Source organism: Pseudomonas serbiensis (genome assembly GCF_030580745.1).
GTDB lineage: Bacteria > Pseudomonadota > Gammaproteobacteria > Pseudomonadales > Pseudomonadaceae > Aquipseudomonas > Aquipseudomonas serbiensis.
Genome location: NZ_JAUQOO010000009.1, coordinates 124,267 through 147,789 on the forward strand (window position 1 = coordinate 124,267; position 23,523 = coordinate 147,789).

Sequence of the window (23,523 nt, forward strand, 5' to 3'; positions counted from 1 at the left end):
GAGCCTGAAGAATCGACTCAACGGCACCTTAACCGGTGCCCAGCCATTGAGAACCCAGCACCATGAATAACGCCATGCAACAGCTTCAGCCTTACCCGTTCGAGAAGCTTCGCGCTCTGCTCGGCAGCGTAACGCCCAACCCGGACAAGCGCCCCATAGCCCTGTCCATCGGCGAGCCGAAGCATCGTTCACCCGAGTTCGTCGCCAAGGCCCTGGCCGACAACCTCGACCAAATGGCGGTATATCCAACAACGCTGGGCATCCCGGCCCTTCGCGAAGCCATTGCCGGCTGGTGCAACCGCCGTTTCAATGTGCCTGAAGGCTGGATCGACCCGGCGCGCAACGTCTTGCCGGTCAACGGCACCCGCGAAGCGCTGTTTGCCTTCACCCAGACCGTGGTCAATCGTAGCGACGATGGCCTGGTGGTCAGCCCCAACCCCTTCTATCAGATCTATGAAGGCGCGGCGTTCCTGGCCGGCGCTCAACCGCACTACCTGCCATGCCTGAGCGAAAACGGTTTCAACCCTGACTTCGATGCTGTCACGCCGGATATCTGGAAACGCTGCCAGATCCTGTTCCTCTGCTCGCCCGGCAACCCGACCGGCGCGCTGATTCCACTGCCGACCCTGAAAAAGCTGATTGCCCTGGCCGACGAGTACGATTTCGTGATCGCGGCGGACGAATGCTACAGCGAGCTGTACTTCGACGAGCAGACACCTCCGCCTGGCCTGCTCACAGCCTGCGCCGAACTGGGCCGCCAGGACTTCAAGCGTTGCGTGGTCTTCCACAGCCTGTCCAAACGCTCCAACCTGCCGGGCCTGCGCTCAGGTTTTGTGGCGGGCGACGCCGACATTCTCAAGGCCTTCCTGCTGTACCGCACCTACCACGGCTGTGCCATGCCGGTTCAAACCCAACTGGCCAGTATCGCGGCCTGGAATGACGAAGAGCACGTACGCGCCAACCGCGAGCTGTATCGCGAAAAATTCGATGCGGTCCTGGAGATTCTGGCACCGGTGCTGGATGTGCAACGCCCGGATGGCGGCTTCTACCTCTGGCCGAACGTGGGCAAGGATGACGCCGGGTTCTGCCGCGACCTGTTCGTCGATCAGCATGTAACAGTAGTGCCGGGTTCCTACCTGTCCCGCGAAGCCAATGGCATCAACCCGGGCGCTGGCCGCGTACGTCTGGCGCTGGTTGCACCGCTTGCCGAGTGCATTGAGGCCGCCGAGCGGATTCGCGCCTTCATCACGCGCTGAGTGTTGCGATTCCATGGCACGCAACGTGCCATGGAACAAGATCATTTCAGAAACAGCTTATAGAACGCTCTCGACCAGACTGCTCTCAACACAGCCCGGCCGGGCACAGTACGTTTGGGCGTGGCATAATCGCTGGCTGAACTCCGGGAAGATAGTGGGGCATCAGGGGAAACCCGGTGACTCTAGGGTAAAACAATGACTTACACTCTATACGGCATCAAAGCCTGCGACACGATGAAAAAAGCTCGTACCTGGCTCGATGAACATACCGTGAGCTACGAGTTTCATGATTACAAGACACTTGGCATTGACCGTGAGCACCTGACGCAGTGGTGCGATGAACATGGCTGGCAAGTGGTGTTGAACCGCGCGGGGACGACCTTTCGCAAGCTCGATGACGGACAGAAGGCCGATCTCGATCAGGCAAAGGCAATCGAACTGATGCTCGCGCAGCCGTCGATGATCAAGCGCCCGGTGCTGGATCTTGGCGATAAAACCCTGATTGGTTTCAAACCCGACCTGTATGCAACGGCCATCGCCTGATTGAGATGGCCCTTTAATTGGCAAGAGGAATTTGCATGTCTACTACCCTGTTCAGCCTGGCCTTCGGTGTCGGCACTCAAAACCGTCAAGGCGCGTGGCTGGAAGTCTTTTACGCCCAGCCGTTGATCAACCCGTCGGCTGAACTGATTGCCGCTATCGCTCCGGTTCTGGGCTACAGCGCTGGCAACCAGGCCATTGCGTTCAACACCGACCAGGCCTCGAAACTGGCCGATGCGGTCAAGTCCATCGATGCCGCTCAAGCTGCCCTGCTGACTCGTCTGGCTGAAAGCCACAAGCCGCTGGTCGCCACTCTGCTGGCAGAAGACGCGCCCCTGACTTCAACGCCTGAGGCCTACCTCAAGCTGCACCTGCTGTCCCATCGTCTGGCCAAGCCACACGGTCTGAATCTGGCCGGTATCTTCCCGCTGCTGCCAAACGTTGCATGGACCAGCCAGGGTGCCGTGGATCTGGCCGAGCTGGCCGAGCGTCAACTCGAAGCACGCCTGAAAGGCGAGCTGCTGGAAGTCTTCTCGGTGGACAAGTTCCCGAAAATGACCGACTACGTAGTGCCGAGCGGCGTGCGTATCGCTGACAGCGCACGTGTTCGCCTGGGCGCCTACGTGGGCGAAGGCACTACCGTGATGCACGAAGGTTTCGTCAACTTCAACGGCGGCACCGAAGGTCCGGGCATGATCGAAGGCCGTGTTTCGGCAGGCGTCTTCGTCGGCAAGGGCTCGGACCTCGGCGGCGGCTGCTCCACCATGGGCACCCTGTCCGGTGGCGGCAACATCGTCATCAAGGTCGGCGAAGGCTGCCTGATCGGCGCCAACGCCGGTATCGGCATTCCTTTGGGCGACCGCAACACCGTCGAAGCCGGCCTGTACATCACTGCCGGTACCAAAGTCGCTCTGCTCGATGAAAACAACGAGCTGGTCAAAGTCGTCAAGGCTCGCGACCTGGCAGGTCAGACCGATCTGCTGTTCCGTCGCAACTCGCAGACCGGCGCAGTGGAATGCAAGACCCACAAGTCGGCCATCGAGCTGAACGAAGCACTGCACGCTCATAACTGATGCCGTGTCCGGGTACAGGGTTTCACATCCTGTACCCGCTCCATCGAGCTGGATGAACAATGCCCCTCATTTCTCCATGGCGCGCTGACTTCCCTGCCATCGACGCCCTTCAGCGCCAGGGCCAGACGTATCTGGACAGCGCTGCAACCACGCAAAAACCCCAGGCATTGATCGATGCCCTGACCCATTACTACGCAAACGGTGCCGCCAATGTGCATCGTGCGCAGCATTTACCCGGTGCCCACGCCACCCAGGCGTTCGAGGACAGCCGCAACAAGATTGCCCACTGGCTGAACGCCAGTGAATCCGGCCAGATCATTTTCACCCACGGCGCAACCTCGGCGCTCAACCTGCTGGCTTACGGCCTGGAGCAGGAGTTTGCCGCAGGCGACGAAATCGTTATCAGCGCACTGGAACACCACGCCAACCTGCTGCCCTGGCAGCAACTGGCCCAGCGCCGCGACCTGAAACTGGTGGTCCTGCCACTCGACAGCAATGGCCTGATCGACCTGAATGCGGCCACTACGCTGATCGGCCCGCGCACTCGCTTGCTGGCAGTCAGTCAGCTCTCCAACGTACTCGGCGCCTGGCAGCCATTGCCACGCCTGCTTGAGCTGGCCAGAGAACAAGGCGCATTGACGGTAGTGGATGGCGCCCAGGGCGTGGTCCATGGCCGACATGATGTGCAGGCACTGGGTTGCGATTTCTATGTATTTTCCAGCCACAAGCTCTATGGCCCCGACGGGCTCGGCGTGCTGTATGCCAGCAACGCAGCACTGCCACGCCTGAAACACTGGCAATACGGCGGTGAAATGGTACTGGACGCCGATTACCACCGGGCCCGTTTCCGCTCCGCGCCCCTGGGTTTCGAGGCCGGTACGCCGCCGATTGCCAGCGTGATCGGCCTGGGTGCGACCCTGGATTATCTGGACAGTCTGGATCAGCAGGCCGTGGCCGAACATGAAGCCCGGTTGCATCAACGCCTGCTGGAAGGCCTGCAACAGCGTGACGGCATTCGCGTGCTGGGTTCGCCGGAACTGGCGCTGGTCAGCTTCGTAGTCGATGGCATACATAACGCCGATCTGGCTCATCTGCTGACTGAACAGGGCATTGCCGTACGCGCAGGCCATCATTGTGCGATGCCACTGCTCAAGAACCTTGGTCTGTCAGGCGCAATCCGTGTATCACTTGGCCTGTACAACGACTCGGATGACCTGCTGCGCTTTTTCAGTGCTCTGGATCAGGCGCTGGAGTTGCTGCGATGACTCTGACCACAGGCGCGCAAACGGCACTGGACACCTTCAGCCAGCTTCAAGGCTGGGAGCAACGCGCTCGCCTGCTGATGCAATGGGGCGACCGGCTGCCCGCCCTGAGCGAAGACGAAAGATCCGAAGAGCATCTGGTGCAGGGCTGTGAAAGCAAGGTCTGGCTACTGGGCACTGTCAGCGATGGACGCTGGCAGTTTCGGGCCGCCAGTGATGCACGGTTGATTCGCGGTCTGGTGGCGCTGCTGCTGGAGCGGGTCAACGGCCTCTCGGAGCAGGAACTGCTGGAGGTGGACCTGCCCGACTGGTTCAATCAACTGGGCCTGAGTCGCCAGTTGTCACCTTCGCGCAGCAACGGCCTGAACGCCGTGCTGCACAAGATGCGGCAACTGGCTCACGCCTGAGGCAGCGGAGCCGAAACCGGTTTTGCACGCTCGGAAGGACGCCGTGTTCCGGCCACCAGCTTGTCGATAGCCCGGGTGGCCGCGACCATGCCGAAGGTCGCCGTCACCATCATCACCGCACCGAAACCTCCCGCGCAGTCGAGTTTGACGCCATCCCCCACGAAACGCTTCTGCAAGCAGATGCTGCCATCAGGCTTGGGATAGCGCAGTTGCTCGCTGGAAAACACACAGGGCACGCTGTAGTGACGGTTCGGAGTGCGGGAGAAACCGTATTCGCGGCGCAGAGTCGAGCGTACCTTGGAGGCCAGCGGATCGTTGAAGGTGCGGTTCAGGTCACCGATCTGAATCTGGGTTGGGTCAATCTGCCCACCAGCACCACCGGTGGTCACGATCTGGATCTTGCGCCGCTTGCACCATGAAATCAGCGCGGCCTTGGCGTTGACGCTGTCGATGCAGTCGATCACGAAGTCCAGATCCGGGGTGATGTAATCCGCCATGGTGTCACGGGTCACGAAATCGCTGACCGCATGCACGACACACGCCGGGTTGATCGCCTTTATCCGCTCAGCCATGACCTCGACCTTGGGCCGGCCCACCGTGCTGTCCAGCGCATGCAACTGACGATTGCTGTTGCTGACACAGACGTCGTCCATATCGAACAGGGAAATCTCGCCTACACCGCAGCGAGCCATGGCCTCGGCCGCCCAGGAACCCACGCCGCCGATACCGACCACGGCCACATGGGCTGCGCGCAAGCGTTCCAGCCCCTCAACGCCGTACAGACGGGCGATGCCTGCGAACCGTGGATCTTCTGTGCTCATCTCAATTACCCCGAAAAACCGGCGCGCATTATAAGAGGTTTGGCAGAGGCTCGGCACCCTTCTCATCGCCTGACTGGCAATCACTGCCTACGGAGCACTGAACAAGAAGATAAAAAAGGCCGCAGCAAACATGCAAAAGGCCATGGACATATCGATCAGGAAAGCGCGCCCATCAACTCGAAACAACCCACCACAACTAAATATATACATCCACCAAGCGAATTATTTTGTTTATAAATCAGGATCAGCACAACAACACACTGACCAGATGAACTCTATATTCTGACGTTTCAAAAAAACCATATCTGTGCAATCAGAAAAATGACAAAACGGATGCATGTTCATGAGCACTCTCAACACCAGCCCACTTGACTCACCTCAGGAACAAGTTGCCTTTCACGAAAAACGCTGGCAAGCATTAACCGTTATCTGTCTGGCAACTCTTATGATCGTGCTGGATACAACGATCGTGAACGTGGCACTCCCGTCCATCAAACTGGACCTGGGCTTTGACGATGCCTCATTGGCATGGGTCATCAATGTGTATCTATTGACCTTTGGCGGGTTTCTGCTGCTGGGCGGCCGCCTTGGCGATCTGTATGGGCAACGAGCGGTTTTTATCTGGGGGACCAGCCTGTTTACCATCGCATCACTGGCCTGCGGTATCGCGACGACTCAAGAAACACTCATCGCAGCCCGCGCATTTCAAGGCTTTGGCGGCGCACTGCTCACCGCAACAGCGCTGTCGCTTATCATCCGCCTGTTCACGGACCCGACTGAACGTGCAAAAGCCATTGCAGCCTACAGCTTCGTGTGTACCGGTGGCGGCAGTATCGGAGTGTTGCTGGGTGGCGTCCTGACCAACCTCTATGAGTGGTATTCGATTTTCCTGATCAATCTGCCGACAGGTGTTCTTGTCCTCGCGTTGAGCAGGCGCTTGCTTCCACATGCCGAAGCAACGGAAAAAGGCGCTCTCGATATAGCGGGAGCAATCACGATAATTGCAGCGTTGATGCTGGCCGTTTACGCAATCATGAATGGCAATCATATCGGTTGGCGTTCTACGAGCACACTTAGCCAACTTGCCACTTCGGCACTACTTTTCATTCTGTTTATCGTTATAGAACTTCGTACGAAAGCTCCTTTGATCCCTGTACGACTTTTCCGCTCAAGGAATCTGACAACATCCAATTTCATTGGCGTACTTTGGGCAACTTCCATGTTTGCCTGGTTTTTTCTTTGTGCCCTGTATCTTCAACAAGTACTGGATTACTCACCTCTTGAGGTCGGGCTGGCGTTTCTTCCGGCCAATCTGGTGATGGCGCTGTGCTCATTACTCCTGTCTTCCAGGCTCATCATTCGCTACGGGGTAAAACTGCCGCTGGTCCTTGGGCTCGCGCTCGCTGCCGCAGGCCTTTTCCTGCTGGCCAAGGCACCTGCCGCCGGTAACTTCCTGCTTGATATCCTGCCGGGCATGCTGCTGATCGGCGTGGGCGCAGGGATGGGCTTCAACCCCATACTGGTTGTCGCCATGGGCGATGCAAAACCCGGCGAAGAAGGTATCGCCTCGGGGATCGTCAATACCTCTTTCATGCTCGGAGGCGCAGTGGGTCTGGCCATTATCAGCAGCCTGGCTTCGTACTATAACGAACGACTCGCAGAAGCCGGTTACACAGCACTGGAAGCCTTGAGTGGCGGTTATGGCGCGGCCTTCCTGCTGGGTGGCCTGCTGTCTCTTCTGGCCTCAGTAACCGGCGCAGTATTCCTGCGCAAGTAATGGCGACGATGACGCTGATTGAAGGCCCGGGTATCGAACGGCAGTCATGAACGCCGTTTAACTTCGTTTTGCTTTAAGATATCCGCCTTTTCGCGCCCATAGCCTTGCTACCGGAGTTCAGTTCATGACGGCCCCAGCCGACCTTTCGCCCACGCTTCAACTCGCCTGCGACCTGATTCGCCGTCCATCGGTCACTCCGGTCGATGCCGATTGCCAGACCGTGATGATGCAACGTCTGGGCGATGCGGGCTTCAAGCTGGAGCCCATGCGCATCGAAGACGTCGACAACTTCTGGGCAACACATGGCACCAGCAAAGGTCCGGTGCTGTGTTTCGCCGGCCACACCGACGTGGTGCCGACCGGCCCTGTCCAGGCCTGGCAGAACGATCCGTTCGATGCGCTGATCGACGAACACGGCATGCTCTGCGGCCGTGGTGCTGCTGACATGAAAGGCAGTCTGGCTGCAATGCTGGTGGCGTCCGAGCGTTTCGTCAGCGATTACCCGAATCACAAGGGTTCGGTGGCATTCCTGATCACCAGCGATGAAGAAGGCCCGGCGCACCATGGCACCAAGGCTGTCGTTGAACGTCTTGCTGCCCGTAAAGAGCGTCTGGACTGGTGCATCGTCGGCGAGCCATCGAGTACAACACTGGTGGGCGACGTGGTGAAAAACGGTCGTCGCGGCTCGCTGGGCGCCAAACTGACCGTACGCGGTGTCCAGGGCCATGTGGCCTATCCGCATCTGGCTAAAAACCCGATTCATCTGGCTGCCCCGGCACTGGCCGAACTGGCTGCCGAGCACTGGGACGATGGCAATGCGTTCTTCCCGCCGACCAGCTTCCAGATATCCAACCTCAATTCCGGTACGGGCGCGACCAACGTGATCCCCGGTGATCTGGTGGCTGTGTTCAACTTCCGCTTCTCGACCGAATCCACTGTCGAAGGCTTGCAGCAACGTGTCGCCGCAATCCTCGACAAGCACGGTCTGGACTGGCACGTGGACTGGGCGCTGTCGGGTCTGCCATTCCTCACCGGACCCGGCGCATTGCTGGATGCGGTTTCGGCCAGCATCAAGCAGGTCACCGGGCGCGAAACCAAGGCTTCCACCAGTGGCGGCACTTCGGATGGCCGTTTCATCGCGACCCTGGGCACTCAAGTGGTTGAACTGGGGCCGGTCAATGCGACTATCCATCAGGTCAACGAACGCATCCTGGCCAGCGATCTCGATGTCTTGACCGAGATCTACTACCAGACCATGGTCAAGTTGCTCGCCTGATGCTGACCTGCCCGATCTGTTCGGCGCCTCTGGGCGCCGCCGACAATGGCGTGGTCTGCCCAGCCAATCATCGCTTCGACCGTGCGCGTCAGGGCTATCTGAACCTGTTGCCCGTGCAGCACAAGAACAGCCGTGATCCTGGAGACAACCAGGCCATGGTCGAGGCCCGGCGTGACTTCCTGAATGCCGGGCATTACGCACCGGTGGCGCAGCGTCTGGCCGAACTGGCTGCCGAGCGCGCCCCGGCTCACTGGCTGGACATCGGTTGTGGTGAGGGTTACTACACCGCGCAGATCGCCGAAGCCCTGCCTCACGCCGATGGCTATGCGCTGGATATTTCCCGCGAAGCGGTCAAGCGTGCCTGCCGTCGCAACCCGAAGCTGACCTGGATGGTCGCCAGCATGGCCCGCGTGCCATTGCCGGACGCCAGCTGTCAGTTTCTGGCCAGCGTCTTCAGCCCGCTGGACTGGAAAGAAGCCAAGCGCCTGCTGACGCCCGGTGGCGGCCTGATGCGCGTCGGCCCGACCAACGAGCACCTGATGGAACTGCGCCAGCGACTCTACGATGAAGTGCGCGATTACGCTGACGACAAGCATCTGGCCCTTGTGCCGGAAGGCATGCAGCTACAACACAGCGAAACCTTGCGCTACACCCTGAAGCTGATCGACGGGCAGTCACGCGCCGACCTGCTGGCCATGACGCCTCACGGATGGCGTGCCAGCGCCGAGCGTCGCACAGCGGTCATCGAGCACCCAGGACCTTTCAAGGTCACCGTATCCATGCGCTACGATTATTTCGTGCTGCAGTAGCATTCAAACGAGGCCCCCATGCGCCAACCCGATATCGAGATTTACCTGAAAGACGAAGACGTCGATCACAAGGCCATCGCCCAATGGCTCGGGGCCGCACTCGGTCCTTGCAGCGACTGGACCCAGAAAGGCCAGACCTGGAAATGCAAGGCCGGCAATGTTCCGGTCACCTGGCTGCCAAAGGCTGTCGGCAAATGGAACAGCCTGTACCTGGAAAGCGACCAGACCCCGTGGGAGGACGATATCGCCTGCGCCCGCGCCGCCTTCGCTGAACTCAATGTCGAAGTACGCTGCGCGCCGGGGACCTGGGTCGAAGAAGAAAGCGACGATGCCGCCGACCGCTGGATTCGCATCAGCGCCGATGGGGAAGAAGAGATTACCTGGCGCACTTCGTAAAGACATACAGCAAGCACAAGATATCGATATCGAGTGATTGGGCCGCAATCCGTGGGGGACCTTGGCCGCGACAGCCAGTTTGAAGGCGCTAAAAATGTGTTGCCTGTCAATTGGGGTCGTCGCGGCCAAGGCCCCTCCCACTTCATGACATATATGCCGTAACCGATCAGCATCAGGCTCACTTGCCACCGCTATCGGCCGCTTTGCCGATACCGGGCAGATACGGCACACTGACGCCCATCGGGCGCTCGCCCCTACATCCCACTCAGCAGAAGCCGTATGACCCGTTCCCCGTTCCGTCGTCTTGTATTCGGCACTCTGCGCCGGTTGCTGTATCTCTGGGTTCGCTCGGAAACCATCAACCAGTCGTCCTTCACGCTCAATCTGGATCGTAGCCGTCCGGTGTTCTATGTACTGCAATCGCCTTCACTGAGCGACCTGGCAGTCATCGATACCGAATGCCGCAAGGCAGGCTTGCCGCGCCCGGTCCTGCCTGTACCGGTGGGCAATCTGATGGAGCCCGCTGCGTTCTTTTATCTGACGCCCGAGCCGGACTGGCTGGGTCGCCAGGACAAGCGCGGTGCGCCGCCCACGCTGGAGCGACTGCTTGAGGCGGTCAGCCGCAACCCCGCCGAAGATGCTCAGATCATTCCGGTCAGTGTGTTCTGGGGACAATCGCCGGACCATGAATCCAGTGCGTGGAAACTGCTGTTCGCTGACAGTTGGGCGGTTACCGGGCGTCTGCGCCGCCTGGTCAGCATCCTGATTCTGGGCCGCAAGACCCGCGTACAGTTTTCAGACCCCATCCACCTGCGTGATCTGATCAACGAGAACAAGAGCCCTGAACTCACCCTGCGCATGAGCCAGCGCTTGTTGCGTGTCCGCTTTCGCAACCTGAAAAGCGCGGTGATCGGCCCCGACGTTTCGCACCGCCGCAATCTGGTCAAAGGGCTGCTGGACGAACCGATGGTCCAGCAGGCCATCGTGGAAGAGGCCGAGCGCGAGAAGATCACTCACGAAAAGGCCCGGGAGCAGGCTCTGCGTTATGGCAACGAAATCGCCTCGGACTACACCTATTCGGCCATCCGTTTTCTGGAAGTGGTGCTGAGCTGGTTCTGGAACAAGATCTACGACGGTATCAAGGTCAGTCATATCGAAGGCGTACAGAACGTCGCGCCCGGCCATGAAGTGATTTATGTCCCGTGCCACCGCAGCCACATCGATTACCTGCTGCTGTCCTATCTGCTGTTTCGCAACGGCCTGACTCCGCCGCACATTGCGGCTGGCATCAACCTGAACATGCCAGTGATCGGTGGCTTGCTACGGCGCGGCGGCGCGTTCTTCATGCGTCGCACCTTCAAGGGCAACCCGCTGTATACCGCCGTTTTCAACGAATACCTGCATACCCTGTTCACCAAGGGTTTCCCGGTCGAGTACTTCGTCGAAGGTGGCCGTTCGCGTACCGGGCGCATGCTGCAACCCAAGACCGGCATGCTCGCCATTACCCTGCGCAGTTTCCTGCGCAACTCGCGCATGCCCATCGTGTTCGTCCCGGTGTATATCGGCTATGAGCGGGTGCTCGAAGGTCGTACCTACCTGGGCGAATTGCGCGGTGCCAGCAAGAAGAAAGAGTCGATCTTCGATATCTTCAAGGTGATCGGCGCCCTCAAGCAGCGTTTCGGGCAGGTGTCGGTGAACTTTGGCGAGCCGATCAAGCTGGCGCAGTTCCTCGATAACGAACAACCCGACTGGCGTGAGCAGGAGCTGGGACCGCAGTTCCGTCCGGCGTGGCTCAATGAAACCACCAATCGCCTGGGCGAGCGTGTGGCTCAGCACCTGAACGAAGCTGCCGCCGTCAACCCGGTGAATCTGGTGGCCGTAGCATTGCTCTCCACCCAGCGGCTGGCGCTGGACGATCAGGCCATGGAGCGGGTGCTGGATCTGTACCTGACACTGCTGCGAAAAGTACCGTACTCACCGCACACCACATTGCCAGAGGGCGATGGCCGGGCGCTGATCGAGCATGTCAAAGGCATGGATCTGCTGGCCGAGCAAAAGGATGCGCTGGGCAAGATTCTGTATCTGAACGAACAGAACGCGGTCTTGATGACCTACTACCGCAACAACGTGCTGCATATCTTCGCCCTGCCCTCGCTGCTGGCAAGCTTCTTCCAGAGTTCGTCGCGCATGAGCCGTGAGCAGATCCTGCGCTACACCCGTGCGCTGTATCCGTATCTGCAATCGGAGCTGTTCATTCGCTGGACGCTGGAAGAGCTGGATGAAATCGTCGACCAGTGGCTGGCCGCATTCGTCGAGCAAGGCCTGCTGCGCTTCAAGAACGATGCCTTCGTACGCCCGGAACCCAGTTCCAGGGAGTTTGTGCAACTGACGCTGCTGTCCAGGGCCATCGCCCAGACCTTGCAGCGTTTCTACATGGCCATCTCGTTGCTGCTCAACAGCGGCCAGAACACGCTCAGCGCAGAAGAGCTGGAAGACCTGTGTACGGTCATGGCTCAGCGGCTGTCGATCCTGCATGGCCTCAATGCGCCGGAGTTCTTCGACAAGAGCCTGTTCCGGCACTTCATCCAGACCTTGCTCGACCTCGGCGTGCTGCGCAAGGACAGCGCTGGCAAGTTGAGCCATCACCCGCTGCTCGGTGAGCTGGCGGAGGGTGCAGCCAAGCGTGTACTGCCGGCAGAGATTCGCCTGTCGATTCGACAGGTGGCGCTGCATAACGAGATCGAAGAAACGCCTGCCGCAGATTGAGCCACGTTTTTCCGGTTCCCTGATAACCTCAATTCAGGGTCGCGCTGACGGTCGTGTCAGCGCGACTTCCAAGACTCTACAAAATAAGGATGCTGCCATGCTTCGCCCATCGTTTACCTTTGCCGGCCTGTGTGCAGGCCTGCTGCTGTCGGCTAACGTGTTTGCCCTGTCTCTTGGCGACCTGTCGCAATCGGATGCCACAGGCGGGCTCAAGGATGCACTGACTCAAGGCGCGCAAGTCGCGGTCAAACAACTGGGCGTTCCCGGCGGTTTCAGCAATAACCAGGAAGTGCGCATCGAGTTGCCGGGCAATCTGGGCAAGGTCGCGAAAAAGATGAAACAGTTCGGCATGGGCGCCCAGGTCGATCAACTGGAAGCCAGCATGAACCAGGCCGCCGAAGCCGCTGTGCCTCAGGCTCAGGCCCTGCTGGTGGATGCCGTCAAGAAAATGAGCGTGGCCGATGCCAAGTCGATCCTCAGTGGCGGCAAGGACTCGGCCACCCAGTACCTGAACAGCAGCAGCCGTGAGCAGATCCGCGCCAAGTTCCTGCCTATCGTCAAGCAAGCCACCGACAAGGTAGGTCTGGCACAGAAATACAACGCCTTTGCCAGCCAGGCAGCAACCCTGGGCGTTCTGGACGCGAAAAGCTCCAATATTGAAGGCTATGTAACTGAACAAGCGCTCAACGGCCTGTTCGAGATGATCGCCAGACAGGAAGAAAGCATCCGCGCCAACCCGGCTGCCGCAGCGACCGGATTGGCGAAGAAGGTGTTTGGAGCGCTCTAAACCGAGTAGGAGCGGATTCATCCGCGAATGGTTTCGCGAATGAATTGGCTCCTACGGTCGTTTTACCCTGAACCACGCCGCATAAAGCGCTGGCAGGAACAGCAAGGTCAGCGCAGTAGCGACAATCAGGCCGCCCATGATCGCGACCGCCATCGGGCCGAAGAACAGGCTGCGTGACAGCGGGATCATGGCCAGGACGGCGGCCAGTGCAGTCAGCACGATCGGGCGGAAACGGCGTACCGTGGCCTCAATGATGGCGTGCCATTGATCCTGCCCACCGGCGATATCCTGCTCGATCTGGTCCACCAGAATCACCGAGTTGCGCATGATCATCCCGGACAGGGCGATGGTGCCCAGCATGGCGACGAAACCGAACGGCTGATTGAAGATCAGCAGGAACAGCGTCACGCCGATCAGGCCCAGAGGCGCCGTCACGAACACCATGAACATGCGTGAAAAGCTGCGCAACTGGATCATCAGCAAGGTCAGCACGACCACGATGAACAGCGGCACACCGGCATTCACCGAGTTCTGCCCGCGAGCCGAATCCTCAACGGTGCCGCCCACTTCCAGCAGATAACCATCCGGCAGTTCAGCACGTACCGGCTCAAGGGTCGGCAGGATCTGCTGGACCAGTGTCGCAGGCTGTTCCTTGCCATAGATATCGGCACGTACGGTCACACTGGGCAAACGGTTGCGGTGCCAGATGACGCCCTCTTCAAAACCATATTCCAGTGTTGCAACCTGCGACAGCGCGACGCTGGCTCCACTTTGCGTGGGCACCGCCAGGCTCGACAGTGAACCCAGTTGCTCACGCTCGTTACGAGTGCCGCGCAGCAGGATTTCGATCAGCTCATCGTCCTCGCGGAACTGGCTGACGCTGGAGCCGGTAAGCGAATGCCGCAGGAAGGATGAAAGATCCGCCGTGGTAACGCCCAGCGCCCTCGCCCGGTCCTGATCGATATTCAAATGCACGACCTTGCTGGGCTCCTCCCAGTCCAGATGGACATTGGAGACATGCGGGTTCTCCCTCACTTTCTCCCGGACCTGACGAGCCAGAGCCCGAACCACCTCGATATGCTCGCCCGTCACCCGGAACTGCACCGGGTACCCCACGGGCGGGCCGTTTTCCAGGCGCGTCACCCGTGAACGCAAGGTGGGGAATTGCTCGTTGAGGCTGGTAATCAGCCAACTGCGCAAGGCTTCACGATCCTCGATGCTTTTGGCCAGCACCACGATCTGGGCAAAACTCGGAGCGGGCAGTTGCTGATCCAGCGGCAGATAGAAACGCGGCGAACCGGTACCCACGTAAGCCACGTAGTTATCGATCCCCGGATGATCCTTGAGCATCTGTTCCAGTCGATTCACCTGCTCGGCCGTATTGTGCAGAGACGCACCTTCCGTCAGTTTCAGATCAACCATCAATTCAAGACGTCCCGATGCCGGGAAGAACTGCTGCGGAACGAAGCGGAACATCACCACCGACAGGACGAACAGGGCAACGGTCGCGACAATCACCGTCTTGCGCCGCTCTACGCACCACCCCACCAGCGCACGCACACGCTTGTACATGGGTGTTGCGTAAGGATCGGGAGCATTCGTGCCATGCTTGGCCGCATGAATCTTCGCCAGATCCGGCAGCAAGCGGTCGCCCAGATAAGGCACAAACATCACCGCGACAATCCAGGAAGCGATCAGGGCAATGGTCACGACCTGAAAGATCGAACGGGTATATTCGCCGGTACTCGACAGTGCAGTGGCAATAGGCAGGAAACCGGCCGCAGTAATCAGGGTGCCGGTCAGCATCGGGAACGCCGTGCTGGTCCAGGCGAAGCTGGCCGCCTTGAGCCGGTCGTAGCCCTGCTCCATTTTTATCGCCATCATTTCCACAGCAATGATCGCGTCATCCACCAGCAAACCCAGCGCCAGCACCAGAGCGCCAAGGGAAATCTTGTGCAGGCCGATCCCCAGGTAATACATGGTGGCGAAGGTCATGGCCAGAACCAGTGGAATCGCCAGGGCGACCACCATGCCGGTACGCATCCCCAGAGAGAAAAAGCTCACCAGCAAGACAATGACCAGCGCCTCGGCCAGTACCTGAACGAACTCACCGACACCGGTTTTTACCGCCGCGGGCTGATCGGATACCTTGCGCAACTGCATGCCCGCGGGCAGGTTGTTCTGCAGACGGGCAAACTCGCCTTCCAGCGCACGGCCCAGCACCAGAATATCGCCACCATCCTTCATGGCCACGGCCAGGCCGATTGCATCCTCATCCATGAAGCGCATGCGCGGTGCCGGCGGATCGTTGAAGCCGCGATGCACTTCGGCCAGATCGCTGATACGCAACGTGCGATCCCCGACCCGAATCGGGAAGTTGCGAATTTCATCAACCGACTGGAAACGCCCGCTGACCCGCAACTGAATACGCTCGGCCGGGGTTTCAAAGAAGCTCGCAGACGACACCGCATTCTGCGCCTCAAGGGCCTGCTGCACGGTCTGCATGGGCAGGCCCAGCGTGGCCAGCTTGATGTTCGACAGCTCGATCCAGATTTTCTCGTCCTGCAAGCCGATCAGCTCAACCTTGCCGACGTCCTTGACCCGCTGCAAACGGATCTGAATGCGTTCGGCATAATCCTTGAGCACGGCGTAGTCGAAGCCTTTGCCGGTCAGTGCATAGATACTGCCGAAGGTCGTGCCGAACTCATCGTTGAAAAACGGCCCCTGCACGCCTTCAGGCAAGGTTTGCCGAATATCGCCGATCTTCTTGCGCAACTGATACCAAAGTTCGGGCAACGCCGAAGAAAAGATCGAGTCGCGAGCCATGAACGTCACGGTCGACTCGCCAGGACGCGAGAACGAAGAAATCCGCTCGTACTCGCCGGTTTCCATCAGCTTCTTTTCGATTTTATCGGTTACCTGTCGAGCCACTTCCTCCGCACTGGCTCCCGGCCACAGGGTACGAATGACCATGGCCTTGAACGTGAAAGGAGGATCTTCGCTTTGCCCAAGCTTGGTGTAGGAAAGCGCACCGACCACAGCCAGCACGATCATCAGATACAGGACGACCTGGCGGTGGCGCAGCGCCCATTCGGAAAGATTGAAATTCATCCGCGCCTACTCCTTGGCAGCCATTTTTACCGCACGGTTGCTGCGGTCTACCGGGCGGATCTGCTCGCCTTCACGCAGCACATGCACACCGGCGGCAACTATCCAGTCGGTTTCTTTCAGGCCTTCGAGCACTGGCACCGACTCCTGCCCATACGGCCCAAGCTGCACAGGGGTACGCTTGAGGGTACTGTCAGGATTTACCCGCCAGACGTAACTGACGCCATTTTCCGAAGTGACGGCCGAAAGTGGCACAGCCAGCGGGACCGCTTGCTCGGCGGCAATAAACACTCGAGCACTCTGGCCAAGCTCGGCCGGAATCTGCCTGGTGGCAAAGGCAATGCGGGCGGCAAAGGTACGTGAACGCGGATCGGCTGCCGGTGAAAGCTCACGAATGCGACCGGCAAAACGCTGATCGCGCAGAGTCCACAGTTCGACTGAAACCGGCTGGCCAACCTTGAAACGGGCAAAGTTCTGTTCCGGCAGGCTGATCAGGACTTCCCGCTCACCATCTGCCGCCAGGGTAAAGACTGTCTGGCCTGCTGCAACCACCTGCCCGACTTCCACCGAACGTGCGGCGATGACGCCATCCTGAGAGGCACGCAAAACGGTGTAGCTGGTCTGGTTATCAGCGACGGTCAATTCAGCCTTGATCTGCTTGAGTCGGGCTTCGCCGGAACGATAAAGGTTTTCCGCGTTGTCGTACTGCGAGCGGCTGACCATCTGCCGATCCAGCAGGGTCTTGTAGCGATCACGCTCGGAACGTACCAGATTCAGGTTGGCTTCTGCGGCGCCCACCTGAGCACGGGTCGCTTCCAGTTGCAGGCGAACGTCTTCAGCATCCAGTTCGGCCAACGGCTGATTGGCCTTGACCCGTTGCCCCACCTCGACCAGACGCTTGCTGACCTTGCCGCCAATACGAAACGCCAGCTCAGGCTCGAAACGAGCCCTCACCTCACCGGGATAACTGTCCACCGATTGCGAGGAAAGCAATGGCTGCACCACCATTGCGGGGCGCACCACGACAGGCGCAGCCACTTCCTGACCACATGCTGTCAGCAGCGACAACAGACAAAAAGGCACGACAAGAGACAAAGCATCGCGGAACATGATGTGGACCTTTGCACAATAGGGCTTGGAATAATTGTACCGGCGAGTATATTAAAATATTTCAAACTCTCCAGTTCATTATTTCAACATATGCCAAACACTTCGTTAAACGCAGGTCCAGGTCGCCCCAAAAACCTGGAAAAACGCAAAGCCATTCTGGAAGCCGCGAAAGACCTTTTCGTGCGCCATGGCTATGCCAATACCAGCATGGACAGCATCGCCACCGAAGCGGGCGTCTCCAAACTCACGGTCTATAGCCACTTCACCGACAAGGAAACATTGTTCTCAGCAGCCGTGGTCGCCCGCTGCGAAGAACAGATGCCTGCCCTGTTTCTTCATCTGAACAGTGATTTACCGGTCGAAACGGTGCTGCTGAACATCGCACGGGCATTCCAGACGCTGATCAACAGCCCTGAATCGCTTGAGCTGAACCGCCTGATGGTCAACCTGGGTACTCAGGACCCGAAGCTGTCGATGATCTTCTTCGAGGCTGGGCCACAACGCATTCTCAGCGAGATGGAAAGCCTGCTGAGGCAGATCGACAAGGCAGGCGGGTTGCGCATCCAGTCGCCGAAAACCGCCGCCGAGCACTTTCTGACCCTGGTCAAAGGGCTATGCCATTTCCGTCTGCTGGTGGGCTGCGGAGAGCTGCCCGACGAAGACACCGCCGAGCAGCATGTTCGGGAAGTGGTGGAATTGTTCATGCGGGCTTATGGGGTTTAGCACTGCAAAACTGTGGGAGCGACTTCAGTCGCGAAGGTCACACTGCGCTGGATTTACTGGCCTCTCGCGAATGAATTCGCTCCCACACACGCGGGAATTTAGCTCTTGAGGGCCTTCTTCGGATAAATGTCATAACGGCTGGACTTACCATCCAGCGCATAACCCGGTTTGGGACCTTCGATGCAGGGTGCCTTGCGTGGGCGTTTGACGACGACTCGGTGAGTCGCCAGGGCAAGGGCGGCTTCCAGCAGGGCTGGCGCGTCCATGTCATCACCGACCAGTGGACGGAACAGGCGCATTTCCTTTTTCACCAGCGCGGTCTTTTCACGGTGCGGGAACATCGGATCGAGGTAGATCACCTGTGGCGGCTCACCCTCCCATGCACGGATCAGTTCGATGGAATTGCCGGTCAGCAGACGCATCTGAGCGATGATCCCGCCCACGTCAGCGTCATGACGCCCGCGCAGCAAGCCATCTTCCAGCAAGGCGGCAATGATCGGCTGACGCTCGATCAGGCTCATTTCGCAGCCGAGACTGGCCAGCACGAATGCATCCTTGCCCAGCCCCGCCGTGGCATCCAGAACCCGTGGCCGCACGCCCGGCTGAATACCGACGGCCTTGGCGATCATCTGCCCGCTACCGCCGCCGAACAGACGACGATGGGCCACCGCGCCCTCGACAAAATCCACTCGCACGGGGCCTGGAGCATCGTCGCCCAACTGCTGCAATTGCAGGCCATTGTCGCCCAGTTGCAGGGCAAAGTCGGCCTGTTCGTCCTGCAAAGGCAGGTTCAGACGCTGCGCCCACAGCGATGCCTGATCCTGTCCGCTCACCGTCAGGGCTTCGACCCGTATGCGGCTGCCCGCTTGCTGCTCACTCATTCGCTGCAAACACTCAAAAAATGTTAATGATCGGCAAAATCTGCCGATAACCAAGTATCGGGCATTTTGCCAGACCCAAGGCCAGAACTGATCGCCATGTCAGAGATTGTTCAATCATCCATCGGCTACTTGTCGCACGCAGGCGACTACAGCCTCAGCAACAGCCGCACCCTGACCGGTGTCACGCAGTTGTGGTCGGATGCATTTGCCCGGGCGATGGCAGAACAGATCGGTGATGGCAGCAAGCCTGAGCAAGCGCCGATCAAGATTGAAGTCGATGTTGAAACCGGCGAACCGGTCACTGGCGCACGCACCCTGAGCAAGATAGTCGAGCAGCGCGCCTGCCCGGTCACCGATACTCAGGTCAAACCACCAGAGCCGCTGTTCCTGCCGATTGCCGAATTCGAACTCGACCTGCTGCCACCGGCTGCCGAGCCGTTCAGCATCAGCGAAATCATCGAACAGCAACGCCACCTGGAATTCGACAGCAACTGGGTTCGCCCGACCGTGGTCAACCCTTACAACTACAACGGCAACCCGGGTCCAGGCCCGCAACCGCGCCCTCTGCACCTGCCGATTGCCGAATTCGAGTGGGAGCTGGCCGACAAGCCTGCCTTGCCACTGGACGAAGAAACCATCCAGGCTCAACAGCGCCAGTTCGACTATGAAAACGGCTGGGCTCGTCCGCTGATCCTGCAAAACCTGCGCATGGCTGCCTAGGCTCTGCTTGAAATGTTTTCGAGCGAAGGTGAGCCTGTTTTTAACGCAGCATCACCGAGCGCAGATACATTTCATATAGAGCCTAACGACACACCTGCCACAACCCCATATCCAGATGAAAATGATCACGATGCGCCGCGTTGTATTCCGGCCCCAGCACCGTGCTGAAGTTCTTGCAGGCGCCATCGCGCACCAGCCTTAGAAAGCGCCCCTTTTCACCGTCATCATTCCAGTCCTTGAGCAGGTTGATTCTCTGCCCGTCAGCCAGACGAAACCCTGCGATATCCAGAGCATTGGCGGTTGCATGCTGGCTGAGGCGGCTATTGGCACGATTGTAGATGTTCCGACAGGCAAAGCTGCCCAGGTGATCGATTCGTGAGACACGCTGGCCAAACACGGCCTGGGCAGCAGGCTGCAAAGTGTGGATATCAAACAAGGCGTAGGCCACGGCCAGCGGGCAACTGGCCAGAAAGCTGCTGCTCAGTGCGACATCGCCGCCCTGAATACGCAAGGTGTTCTGCAAGGGGCATCGGGCAGACGGGTCGCTGTCGGCCTGACGACTGAAACGCAGGCTCGATGAACCCAGCGCCAGATCGCACAGCGCCGGGTCATCCTTCAACCGCGCCAGTTTGAAAGGCGTCAGCAGGTTAGGCTCAAGCCGCACATCCAGAGGTGCCCACGGGTTCCACTGCGGCGGTACATCGATCCAGCCTCGCCAGACTGCGACAACGGCTCCCGCACACAACAGCAACCCCAGCAGAAAAATCCGCATCCTCAGCGTTTGAACAATTCATTGAGCTGAGCGAATGGCAGCCCCTGCTCGGCATAGCTGAAGGTGCCGTGGGTGCGGATCTCTTCTGCGGCCCGATACAGCGCACCGAAGGCCGCACGCGCCATGGAAGAGCCCACGCTGATGCGCCTGACGCCACACTCGGTCAAGTCCGCCACCGACAGGGTCACGCCGCTCAGCCCCATCAGAACGTTCACAGGCTTGGGCGCTACGGCCCGAACCACGGCGATGACTTCCTCACGAGTCCGCAATCCCGGTGCATACAACACGTCTGCACCGGCTTCGGCGTAGGCTTCAAGGCGGCGCAGGGTGTCGGAGAAATCCAGCCGGCCATGCAGCAGGTTCTCGGCACGTGCCGTCAGCAGAAAGGGAAACGGCAGGCTACGCGCAGCTGCAACCGCCGCCCTGACGCGCTCGACGGACAGCTCGAAATCGTAGATGGGCCGGGCTGCGTTACCGCTGGCATCCTCGATGGAGCCACCGACAATCCCGGTTGCAGCGGCCTTCAACAAGGTCTCGGCGCATCCTTCAGGGCTGTCGGCAAAGCAGTTCTCCAGATCGGCAGCTACTGGCAACTCGGTTGCTGCAACGATGGCGGCGATATTCTCCAGCCCCTCATCGCGACCGACTGCGCCTTCGGCATCGGCTCGCCCCAGGCTGAAAGCAAACCCGGCGCTGGTGGTCGCCAAGGCCTCGAACCCCAGGGAAGCCAGCAGCTTTGCCGAGCCCGCGTCCCAGGGATTGGGAATGACAAAAGCGCTATCGCGCTCATGCAGCGCCTTGAATGCTTGTGCCCGGTGCAGTTGTCGAGAGTCCATGAGCTTTTTCCAGGTCATCGTGATGTGGGGGGCTATTGAACCCACAACTATCGACCTCAGAGCAAGCCCAGTTGCTCAACTTGCGGCCCGCGATCCAGCTCGGGCAATGGCGCCAGCCCCGGCAGGCGCGCCATCAGAAACCGATGAAAACGCTGGGCCAGGTCGGGGGCCTTCAGGTTGTCCGGGGTATGGAGAAACACATAAGGTGTACGCCCTTCCTCGATCCAGACGGCGACCTTTTCGATCCATTGCGTAAGGTACGGGTCGTTGTCTTCAAGAACCGGACGGCCAATGAAGCGCACTTGCGGCGACTGGGTCAATGCAGCCGGGCGTGGCGGCACTCTGGGTTTCTTGGACTGGGCATGCAGGACAGCCGGATCAGTGGACACGCAACTGAACAATGCCCGCGAGTCCAGACAGATACGCTCAACGCCACGGTCCAGCAGCAAGCGATTGAGCATGCGCTCCTCATCGCCCTTCTCAAAAAAGGCCATGTGCCGTACTTCCACCGCCAAAGGCACTTTGAGTTCATCGAGAAACCCCGCCAGTTCCGCCAGGCGCTGCGGCGAGAAACTGGCTGGCAGTTGCAGCCAGAATGGCGATACCCGTTCGCCAAGGGGCGCCAGCAGTTTCACGAAGGCTTCTGCGGCATCCAGTTGCAGGCGCAGATCGCCCTCGTGACTGATGTCGCGGGGAAACTTGGCAGTGAAACGAAAATCTTTCGGCAGGACTTCGGCCCAGCGCTGGACTGTAGCGGGCGCGGGACGAGCGTAGAACGTGGTATTGCCTTCGACGACGTTGAAGACCTGGGCGTAGAGGCGCAGAAAATCGGAAGGACGGGTGTCCTCGGGGTAGAACGACTCACGCCATGCGCTCTCGCTCCATGACGGACATCCCAGGTAGTAAGGCAGGCTGGACAAGATCAGACGTGGAGATCGAGCCCCGACACTTCCAGGTCCCAATCCACAAAACTGGCCGTGGTCAGATAGCTGGCCAAAGCGTTGGCAACACGAGTGCTCATGGAGCGGGGGAAGATAATGTCCTGCGGACGGGCAGGCACGTTGGCAGTAGAGCCAATCTGCGCCTGACCCGAAGACTCGCGACGCGACGCCTGGGCGGGAGGCGACGGCAACTCAACATCACCATCGATTTCCTCGAAAGAGCCTTCAACGGTCGAAGGAGCCTTCTTGGGCTTTCGCTTGATGGGGTATGAACGTGATGAGGGTCCGTCTATGCGCATCGATATCTACTCGGCGTCTTGTAGTGGCAATTTAACGTCACAGGCCGGGAATTGGCAATTCCGTGAACGATAACTAGACCACACATATTGCAAATTGTTTGCGCCGTCGGGCATAACCAACGGATTAGTCGACAAGTGGTAGATGGCTAATTGACATTTTCGTGGGAGCGAATTTATTCGCGAACCATTCCAGGCGATCTATTTTCTTTGGCCTCTTCGCGACTGAAGTCGCTCCTACTTTGGCCCCTTGGGCGTCGCCACCTTGTCGCGCAGATAGACTGGCTGTGCATCGTCTGCCGGAATCGACTCGCCACGGTTCCAGGCAAACGTCGCCAGGGTCAGCAGATCCTGGGCATGTGGGAGCATGCTGGCGTCCTGACCGACCAGCGAAAGCGGAATACGCTCGGCATAACCCCAGCCGGTACCGGCACCGAACCATTGACCGTCGGCATCGACAGGCAATGCAACCTGCTCGGGCGGCAGAACCGCTTCGTTGCCGACCAGACGCATCTCACCGGCCGTTTCGCGATAGCAACCCCAATAGACTTCATCCATCCGGGCATCGATAGCCGAAGCGACCTGCAAGGCACCGTACTCACGATGGGCTCGTTGCGCCAGCACTGCCAGGTTCGAGACCGGCAACACCGGGCGCTCCAGCGCGAAGGCCAGCCCCTGAACCACACCGATGGCAATACGCACGCCGGTGAAAGCGCCCGGACCACGACCGAAAGCGATGGCATCCAGTGCCGACATGGCAATGCCCGCCTCGGCCAGCAGATCCTTGATCATGGGCAGCAGGCGCTGGGCATGCAGACGCGGGATCACCTCATAGTGGCTCAGTACCTTGCCGTCATGCAGCAAAGCGACCGAGCAGGCTTCAGTGGCGGTGTCCAGGGCCAGCAAGGTGGTCATCGGTGTATCCGTCTTCGTTGGAAAAAAGTGACGCAGTATAAATGACAAATG

The 23,523-nt window shown here is 59.3% G+C and carries 22 protein-coding genes; 13 read left to right on the forward strand and 9 right to left on the reverse strand.

The window, feature by feature from the left end; all coding sequences use genetic code 11:
* Positions 1-62 precede the first annotated feature (62 nt).
* From dapC to Q6A51_RS13775, 5 genes are all read left to right on the forward strand, one after another.
* Positions 63-1,256, forward strand: a complete 1,194-nt coding sequence (gene dapC, locus Q6A51_RS13755) for a succinyldiaminopimelate transaminase (RefSeq protein WP_304575015.1) — start codon at positions 63-65, stop codon at positions 1,254-1,256.
* A gap of 195 nt (positions 1,257-1,451) precedes the next feature.
* Positions 1,452-1,799 (forward strand): ArsC family reductase, encoded by a 348-nt coding sequence (locus Q6A51_RS13760; protein WP_201017894.1) that lies wholly within the window; start codon positions 1,452-1,454, stop codon positions 1,797-1,799.
* 35 nt (positions 1,800-1,834) lie between these two features.
* Positions 1,835-2,869, forward strand: coding sequence for a 2,3,4,5-tetrahydropyridine-2,6-dicarboxylate N-succinyltransferase (gene dapD, locus Q6A51_RS13765; protein WP_304575016.1), 1,035 nt, complete (start codon positions 1,835-1,837; stop codon positions 2,867-2,869).
* A gap of 59 nt (positions 2,870-2,928) precedes the next feature.
* Positions 2,929-4,134 carry an aminotransferase class V-fold PLP-dependent enzyme gene (locus tag Q6A51_RS13770; RefSeq protein ID WP_304575017.1) on the forward strand — a complete coding sequence of 402 codons (1,206 nt, stop codon included), beginning with the start codon at positions 2,929-2,931 and terminating at the stop codon, positions 4,132-4,134.
* Positions 4,131-4,538, forward strand: coding sequence for a SufE family protein (locus Q6A51_RS13775; protein ID WP_201017896.1), 408 nt, complete (start codon positions 4,131-4,133; stop codon positions 4,536-4,538). The genes Q6A51_RS13770 and Q6A51_RS13775 overlap by 4 nt, the downstream gene beginning before the upstream one ends.
* On the opposite strand, the gene tcdA is transcribed toward Q6A51_RS13775, so the two are convergent.
* Positions 4,529-5,359 carry a tRNA cyclic N6-threonylcarbamoyladenosine(37) synthase TcdA gene (gene tcdA, locus Q6A51_RS13780; protein WP_201017897.1) on the reverse strand — a complete coding sequence of 277 codons (831 nt, stop codon included), beginning with the start codon at positions 5,357-5,359 and terminating at the stop codon, positions 4,529-4,531. The genes Q6A51_RS13775 and tcdA overlap by 10 nt on opposite strands.
* Before the next feature lie 343 nt (positions 5,360-5,702).
* Between tcdA and Q6A51_RS13785 the strand changes: the two genes are divergently transcribed.
* The 6 genes from Q6A51_RS13785 to Q6A51_RS13810 all read left to right on the forward strand — a co-directional run bounded on the left by Q6A51_RS13785 (position 5,703) and on the right by Q6A51_RS13810 (position 13,170).
* The gene (locus Q6A51_RS13785; protein ID WP_304575018.1) at positions 5,703-7,136 is read left to right on the forward strand and encodes a DHA2 family efflux MFS transporter permease subunit; all 1,434 of its coding nucleotides are present in this window, start codon (positions 5,703-5,705) and stop codon (positions 7,134-7,136) included.
* 124 nt (positions 7,137-7,260) lie between these two features.
* Positions 7,261-8,412 carry a succinyl-diaminopimelate desuccinylase gene (dapE, locus tag Q6A51_RS13790; RefSeq protein WP_304575019.1) on the forward strand — a complete coding sequence of 384 codons (1,152 nt, stop codon included), beginning with the start codon at positions 7,261-7,263 and terminating at the stop codon, positions 8,410-8,412.
* Positions 8,412-9,221, forward strand: coding sequence for a putative RNA methyltransferase (locus tag Q6A51_RS13795; protein ID WP_201003604.1), 810 nt, complete (start codon positions 8,412-8,414; stop codon positions 9,219-9,221). The genes dapE and Q6A51_RS13795 overlap by 1 nt, the downstream gene beginning before the upstream one ends.
* An 18-nt stretch (positions 9,222-9,239) precedes the next feature.
* Entirely contained in the window at positions 9,240-9,617 is a 378-nt protein-coding gene (locus Q6A51_RS13800) for a hypothetical protein (protein WP_304575020.1), read from the forward strand.
* 279 nt (positions 9,618-9,896) lie between these two features.
* On the forward strand, positions 9,897-12,383 hold the full coding sequence (gene plsB / locus Q6A51_RS13805) for a glycerol-3-phosphate 1-O-acyltransferase PlsB (RefSeq protein ID WP_201003608.1): 2,487 nt from the start codon (positions 9,897-9,899) through the stop codon (positions 12,381-12,383).
* 97 nt (positions 12,384-12,480) lie between these two features.
* Positions 12,481-13,170 (forward strand): DUF4197 domain-containing protein, encoded by a 690-nt coding sequence (locus Q6A51_RS13810; RefSeq protein WP_201017900.1) that lies wholly within the window; start codon positions 12,481-12,483, stop codon positions 13,168-13,170.
* 51 nt (positions 13,171-13,221) lie between these two features.
* On the opposite strand, the gene Q6A51_RS13815 is transcribed toward Q6A51_RS13810, so the two are convergent.
* Positions 13,222-16,281, reverse strand: coding sequence for an efflux RND transporter permease subunit (locus tag Q6A51_RS13815; protein WP_304575021.1), 3,060 nt, complete (start codon positions 16,279-16,281; stop codon positions 13,222-13,224).
* 6 nt (positions 16,282-16,287) lie between these two features.
* Positions 16,288-17,388, reverse strand: a complete 1,101-nt coding sequence (locus Q6A51_RS13820) for an efflux RND transporter periplasmic adaptor subunit (protein ID WP_304575022.1) — start codon at positions 17,386-17,388, stop codon at positions 16,288-16,290.
* A 90-nt stretch (positions 17,389-17,478) separates the two neighbouring features.
* On the opposite strand from Q6A51_RS13820, the gene Q6A51_RS13825 reads away from it, so the two are divergent.
* Positions 17,479-18,111, forward strand: a complete 633-nt coding sequence (locus tag Q6A51_RS13825; protein WP_304575023.1) for a TetR/AcrR family transcriptional regulator — start codon at positions 17,479-17,481, stop codon at positions 18,109-18,111.
* Between the two features lie 98 nt (positions 18,112-18,209).
* Here the strand turns inward: Q6A51_RS13825 and Q6A51_RS13830 are convergent, their stop codons facing one another.
* Positions 18,210-18,992 (reverse strand): class I SAM-dependent methyltransferase, encoded by a 783-nt coding sequence (locus Q6A51_RS13830; RefSeq protein WP_304575024.1) that lies wholly within the window; start codon positions 18,990-18,992, stop codon positions 18,210-18,212.
* Between the two features lie 96 nt (positions 18,993-19,088).
* Between Q6A51_RS13830 and Q6A51_RS13835 the strand changes: the two genes are divergently transcribed.
* Complete coding sequence (locus Q6A51_RS13835) at positions 19,089-19,712, forward strand: energy transducer TonB (RefSeq protein ID WP_201003620.1); 624 nt, start codon at positions 19,089-19,091, stop codon at positions 19,710-19,712.
* Between the two features lie 82 nt (positions 19,713-19,794).
* Here the strand turns inward: Q6A51_RS13835 and Q6A51_RS13840 are convergent, their stop codons facing one another.
* The 5 genes from Q6A51_RS13840 to tsaB all read right to left on the reverse strand — a co-directional run bounded on the left by Q6A51_RS13840 (position 19,795) and on the right by tsaB (position 23,472).
* Entirely contained in the window at positions 19,795-20,484 is a 690-nt protein-coding gene (locus tag Q6A51_RS13840; protein WP_304575025.1) for an extensin-like domain-containing protein, read from the reverse strand.
* A 2-nt stretch (positions 20,485-20,486) separates the two neighbouring features.
* Positions 20,487-21,320, reverse strand: coding sequence for an isocitrate lyase/PEP mutase family protein (locus tag Q6A51_RS13845; RefSeq protein WP_201017906.1), 834 nt, complete (start codon positions 21,318-21,320; stop codon positions 20,487-20,489).
* Positions 21,321-21,376: 56 nt separating this feature from the next.
* A complete protein-coding gene (locus tag Q6A51_RS13850; protein WP_304575026.1) occupies positions 21,377-22,240 on the reverse strand; it encodes a DUF72 domain-containing protein in 864 nt (287 codons plus the stop codon).
* 2 nt (positions 22,241-22,242) lie between these two features.
* Positions 22,243-22,560, reverse strand: a complete 318-nt coding sequence (locus Q6A51_RS13855; protein ID WP_201017908.1) for a hypothetical protein — start codon at positions 22,558-22,560, stop codon at positions 22,243-22,245.
* Positions 22,561-22,794: 234 nt separating this feature from the next.
* Positions 22,795-23,472: a tRNA (adenosine(37)-N6)-threonylcarbamoyltransferase complex dimerization subunit type 1 TsaB gene (tsaB, locus tag Q6A51_RS13860; RefSeq protein WP_201017909.1), complete on the reverse strand. Its 678-nt coding sequence runs from the start codon at positions 23,470-23,472 to the stop codon at positions 22,795-22,797.
* Positions 23,473-23,523 lie beyond the last annotated feature (51 nt).